Origin of the sequence: Micromonospora sp. ALFpr18c, from assembly GCF_008868155.1 — a bacterium.
Classification (GTDB): domain Bacteria; phylum Actinomycetota; class Actinomycetes; order Mycobacteriales; family Micromonosporaceae; genus Micromonospora.
In genome coordinates this window covers 1-5,486 of sequence record NZ_WBKR01000287.1, presented here as the reverse complement: position 1 = coordinate 5,486, position 5,486 = coordinate 1, and the positions used below count along the sequence as shown (strand labels likewise).

The 5,486-nt window shown below is 69.3% G+C and carries 6 protein-coding genes and 1 tRNA gene; 6 read left to right on the top strand and 1 reads right to left on the bottom strand.

Annotated elements, in window-relative coordinates; all coding sequences use genetic code 11:
• The 6 genes from scpB to F8271_RS29595 all read left to right on the top strand — a co-directional run.
• Positions 1-624 (top strand): SMC-Scp complex subunit ScpB (scpB, locus tag F8271_RS29620; RefSeq protein ID WP_151493118.1); only part of this gene is annotated, 624 nt, incomplete at its 5' end.
• Complete coding sequence (locus tag F8271_RS29615) at positions 611-1,381, top strand: pseudouridine synthase (protein WP_151493117.1); 771 nt, start codon at positions 611-613, stop codon at positions 1,379-1,381. The genes scpB and F8271_RS29615, both read left to right, overlap by 14 nt.
• A gap of 193 nt (positions 1,382-1,574) precedes the next feature.
• The gene (gene cmk / locus F8271_RS29610) at positions 1,575-2,255 is read left to right on the top strand and encodes a (d)CMP kinase (RefSeq protein ID WP_151493119.1); all 681 of its coding nucleotides are present in this window, start codon (positions 1,575-1,577) and stop codon (positions 2,253-2,255) included.
• On the top strand, positions 2,252-3,658 hold the full coding sequence (gene der, locus F8271_RS29605) for a ribosome biogenesis GTPase Der (protein ID WP_151493116.1): 1,407 nt from the start codon (positions 2,252-2,254) through the stop codon (positions 3,656-3,658). The genes cmk and der overlap by 4 nt, the downstream gene beginning before the upstream one ends.
• Positions 3,659-3,851: 193 nt before the next feature.
• Positions 3,852-3,925, top strand: a tRNA-Pro gene (locus F8271_RS29600).
• A 113-nt stretch (positions 3,926-4,038) separates the two neighbouring features.
• Positions 4,039-4,998: a tyrosine-type recombinase/integrase gene (locus F8271_RS29595; RefSeq protein ID WP_151493115.1), complete on the top strand. Its 960-nt coding sequence runs from the start codon at positions 4,039-4,041 to the stop codon at positions 4,996-4,998.
• 57 nt (positions 4,999-5,055) lie between these two features.
• On the opposite strand, the gene F8271_RS29590 is transcribed toward F8271_RS29595, so the two are convergent.
• Positions 5,056-5,343, bottom strand: a complete 288-nt coding sequence (locus F8271_RS29590) for a hypothetical protein (protein WP_151493114.1) — start codon at positions 5,341-5,343, stop codon at positions 5,056-5,058.
• Between the last annotated feature and the right edge of the window lie 143 nt (positions 5,344-5,486).

The following is a 5,486-nucleotide window of genomic DNA, read 5'->3' as shown; positions in this document are numbered from 1 at the left end:
CGGGCTGCGGACGTACCCTCTCGGTCGGTTGGGGGGCGGCGGCGGGTGACGGCCGCGCCGGAGCCGGCGCCGGAGCTGTCCGACGCCGAGCTGCGCGGCGCGCTGGAGGCCATCCTGCTGGTGGTCGACGAGCCGGTCAGCGAGCTCGTCCTGGCGCAGGTGCTGGAGCAGCCGGCCGAGCGGATCGGGCCGATGCTCGACGAGATCGCCGCCGGCTACACGGCCACCGGGCACGGGTTCGAGCTGCGCCGGGCGGCCGGCGGTTGGCGGCTGTACACCCGGCCGGAATACGCTACGTACGTCGAGCGGTTCGTGTTGGACGGGCAGTCCGTCCGGCTGACCCAGGCGGCGTTGGAGACTCTCGCCGTGGTCGCGTACAAGCAGCCGGTGACGCGTTCGCGTATCTCAGCCATCCGGGGTGTGAACTGCGACGGGGTCATCCGTACGCTGGTGACTCGCGGCCTGGTCGAGGAGTGCGGCACCGAAACGGACAGCGGGGCGTTCCTCTACCGGACGACCACGCTGTTCCTGGAGAAGCTCGGGCTCAACACCGTCGACGAACTGCCGCCGCTCGCCCCTTTCCTGCCCGACGACGTAGAAGAGCTTGCTGATGCGACCCGATAACCGATCCCCGAAACCCGACGCTCCCGTCTTCGAGGGGGCAGAACGCCTGCAGAAGGTGCTCGCCGCCGCCGGCGTGGGTTCCCGGCGCGCCTGCGAGGACCTGATCTTCCGCCGCCGGGTCACCGTGGACGGGCGCGTCGCCAAGCTCGGCGACAAGGTCGATCCGAGCACCGCCGTGATCCACGTGGACGGGGAGCGCCTCCAGGTCGACATTCGCCTGGTCTACGTGGCGATGAACAAGCCACGCGGGGTGGTTACCTCGATGGCGGACGACAAGGGCCGCAACGAGCTTGCCGAGTTCATCGGCAACCGGGTGGAGCAGCGGGTCTACCACGTCGGGCGGCTCGACGCGGACAGCGAGGGCCTGCTGCTGCTCACCAACGACGGCACCCTCGCGCACAAGCTCATGCACCCCTCGTACGAGGTGCTGAAGACCTACCTCGCCGAGGTGGTCGGGCCGATCCCGCGCAACCTGAGCAAGCGGCTGCTGGCCGGCGTCGAGCTGGAGGACGGGCCGGTCAAGGTCGACTCGTTCAAGGTGGTGGACACCCTGGGCAAGACCGCCCAGGTGGAGCTGAGCCTGCACGAGGGGCGCAAGCACATCGTCCGGCGGCTGATGGAGGAGGTCGGACACCCGGTGACCCGGCTGGTGCGTACCTCGATCGGGCCGATCCGGCTCGGTGAACTGCGCACCGGGCGGATCCGGCGGTTGACCAACGCCGAGGTTGCCGCCCTGTTCAACGCGGTGGGTGACTGAGCCCACGGGTTCGGGGTACGGCTGCCGGTAGGCTCCGGAACGGCCGAGGCGCGGCCGTGGGGGTGGCGTGGGTCGCCTCCGGTGGCGGCGCGCGCGGGTCCGCCACGGACCCCGGGCATGATTGATGACGATGGACAACCGCTTGCGGCGCCAGCACCGGGCGATCCGTGAGGTACGGGCTGAGGAGGACACGGTGGAGGAAAACGTACGGGCCGGGCGATGTGTGGTCGCTGTGGATGGGCCGTCCGGTTCGGGTAAGTCCACCGTCTCGCGGCGGCTCGCCGCGAGCATCGGTGCGCGCTACCTGGACACCGGGGCGATGTACCGGGCGATCACGTGGGCCGTTCTGCGCTCCGGCGTGGACCTCACCGACGCCGCGTCGGTGGCGAAGGTCGCCGGCGAGGTGGACCTGCGCATCGGCACCGACCCGCAGGGGTACGCGGTGACCGCCGACGGCGTGAGCGTGGACGCGGACATCCGTGGTCCCGAGGTGACCGGGGCGGTCTCCGCCGTCTCCGCCGTGCCGGCCGTCCGCGAGCTGCTGGTCGCCCGGCAGCGCGAGATGATCGCCAACGCCGGTCGGATGGTCGTCGAGGGCCGCGACATCGGCTCGGTCGTCGCGCCGGACGCCGACCTGAAGGTCTTCCTGACCGCCTCCGAGGCGGCCCGCGCGGCCCGGCGCAGTGCCGAGGACGCCGCCGACGTGGCGGCCACGGCCGCGGACCTGGCCCGTCGGGACCGGCTCGACTCGACCCGCAAGGTCAACCCGTTGGCCCAGGCGCCGGACGCCGTCGTGCTGGACACCACCGAGCTGGGTATCGACGAGGTCGTCGCGCGGCTGCGGGACCTGCTCACCGAGCGGGGAGTGGCATGAGTAGCGATGGCGGTGGGTGGGTCGAGCTGCGTGAGCCTGACCTCGCCGTCGAGGAACCCAGCGGCCCGCAGCCGGTGGTGGCCGTGGTCGGCCGTCCCAACGTCGGCAAGTCCACACTGGTCAACCGGATCATCGGTCGCCGGCAGGCGGTCGTCGAGGACGTCCCCGGGGTGACTCGGGACCGGGTGCCGTACGACGCGCAGTGGAACGGCCGGTCGTTTACCGTGGTGGACACCGGCGGTTGGGAACCGGACGCGAAGGACCGGGCCGCGGCCATCGCGGCGCAGGCCGAGACGGCGGTGCTCACCGCCGACGTGGTGCTCTTCGTGGTCGACTCGATGGTCGGCTCCACCGACGTCGACGAGGCCGCGGTGAAGATGCTGCGGCGCAGCGCCAAACCGGTGATCCTGGTGGCGAACAAGGCCGACAACACCTCCATCGAGATGGAGGCCACCTCGCTGTGGTCGCTCGGCCTCGGCGAGCCGTTCCCGGTGTCCGCCCTGCACGGGCGGGGCTCCGGCGACCTGCTGGACGCCATCCTCGCGGCGCTGCCGGAAGCCCCGGCGATCGTGGAGAACCGGCCACGCGGGCCCCGCCGGGTGGCGCTGGTCGGCCGGCCGAACGTGGGCAAGTCCAGCCTGCTCAACCGGTTCTCCGGTGAGGAGCGGGCAGTCGTCGACTCGGTTGCCGGCACCACAGTGGACCCGGTCGACAGCCTCGTCGAGATCGGCGGCCAGACCTGGCAACTGGTGGACACGGCCGGCCTGCGCAAGCGGGTCGGCAAGGCCAGCGGCACCGAGTACTACGCCAGCCTGCGCACCGCCGGCGCCATCGAGGCCGCCGAGGTGGCCGTGGTGCTGCTGGACGCCAGCGAGCCGATCAGCGAGCAGGACCAGCGGATCCTGACCATGGTGACCGAGGCCGGACGTGCGCTGGTCATCGCGTTCAACAAGTGGGACCTGGTCGACGCGGACCGCCGCTACTACCTCGACAAGGAGATCGACCGGGAGTTGCGCCGCATCCCCTGGGCGATCCGGCTCAACCTGTCGGCCATGACCGGCCGCGCGGTGGACAAGCTGGCCCCGGCCCTCAACAAGGCCCTGGCCAGTTGGGAAACCCGGGTGCCGACCGCGCAGCTCAACCAGTGGCTCACCGCGCTCGTACAGGCCACCCCGCACCCGGTGCGCGGTGGGCGTGCGCCGCGGATCCTGTTCGCCACCCAGGCCGGGGTGGCGCCGCCGCGGTTCGTGCTCTTCACCACCGGGCCGCTGGATGCCGGCTACCAGCGCTTCGTCGAGCGCAAGCTCCGCGAGGAATTCGGGTACGAGGGCAGCCCCATCGAGATCTCCGTCCGCCCGCGCAAGAAGCTCGGCCCCGGTGGCCGAGGCAAAGCGCACGGCTGACCCACCCGTACCGACCGACAAGCCGGATGGGCCGTCCCTGGCCCATCCGGCTCGTCACTACCCCACCCTCCTAGGACGCTCTAGGGGTTGTGCGGTGGTTCACGGTCGCCACGGCACGGGTGGGGCCAGTGCGACCAGGACGAGGGTGCTGCGCTAAGCTGTACAGGCTGTCGCGGGGGAAACCTTGCGGGGGCGGGACGTGGCGCAGCTTGGTAGCGCACTTGACTGGGGGTCAAGGGGTCGTCGGTTCGAATCCGGCCGTCCCGACAGCGAGAGGGTTTCCGCAGGTCATTGACTTGCGGAAGCCCTCTTTTCGTTGCTCGACATGGATGCCCGGTTTAGCACGCCGCTGTTGGACTCCTTGACTCGGGCAGGTTGTGATGTCACTTCTTGATCTTCAGAAGCTCTCCACCGGACTGTCTCGAACCTGGGCTGGGTTCCTTCGGGACTGGGACCGGTCGCTGCGCGCCGGGAACTACCCGGAGACCACCCGCTACAACTACCTGCTCGCTGCCGCGCAGTTGGGTCGATATCTGGGGGAGTCGTCGCCGGATCCAGATGCCGATGATGCGGCTGACGACCCGTGCGCGGTGACCCGTGCGCATGTGGAGGCATTCCAAGCATGGATGATTGACAGTCGGTCTGCGTCGACAGCCCTGAACAAACACAAGGGACTGCAGCAGTTCTTCAAGTGGCTGCTCGTTGATGAGCAGGCCATCGATCGATCGCCGATGGAGCGGGTGCGGCAGCCGAAGACACCCCGGAAGCTGATCCCGGTCCTGCGGGATGAGGACACCGGCAAGCTTCTCGACGCGTGCAAGGGCAAAGGCTTCGTCAATCTGCGCGACGAAGCGTTGATTCGGCTGTATTGCAACACGGGTGCCCGGCTGTCCGAGGTCGGCAACCTCCTCGTGGCCGATGTCGACCTGAATACTGAGTCGGTGCGCTTCCACGGCAAGGGTGCCAAGGATCGACGAGTACGGTTCGGGCCGAAGACCGCTCGGGCGCTGAGCCGCTACCTGCGGGCCCGGGATAAGCACAAGGGCGCCGCACTGCCTCAGCTGTGGTTGGCCGAGCGCGGCATGGCCCCCTTGACTCCGAATGGCATCAAGATCCTCCTCAAGCGGCTGGGCAAAGCGGCCGGGGTACCGGACGTGCATGCGCACCGGTGGCGGCACAACTTCGCCCACGAATGGAAGCGCGCCGGTGGGGACACCGGAGACCTGATGCTCCTGCTGGGCTGGACATCGGAGGACATGCCCCGTCACTACGGAGCGAGCGCGGCGGCCGAGCGGGCGCAGGAGACGCAGGCACGACTGGGTATCGGCGAACGCGTGTAGGTCGGTTCGACGACGTGATCACGTAGGGCAGGGCAGAGCCAAAGCAAAGTCGGTTGGTCACTGAGTGGCTGCGTTGAGTAGCGCCGGGATGAGCATTTTGTCGGCGTGGTGTCGTTCCATGATCTGTTTGATTCGGGTGTGGCCGGCGAGGCGGATCAGGGCGAGGGCGAGGTTGCGTAGGGCTGCCATGGTGTGGGCGACGTTGCCGAGGTAGGCGTGGTGGGCGTCTTCGACGAGGAGGACGTCGCGGATCCAGTGGACCTTGTTCTCGATTCCCCAGTGGCCGCGTACGTGGGCGGCGATCTCGGTTGGGACTGTACAAATAACGGCTGATCGACCGATCAAGGGAGAGACGCCAGATGACGACCGAGACGACCGTGGGACAGCCGGCCGCCGAGCCGGTGGGTGCGGTGACGGATGAGCAGTTGATCGCGATGCTGGCCGATCGGGCTCGTGGGGACGGGCTGCGGTTGACCGGGGAGGGTGGG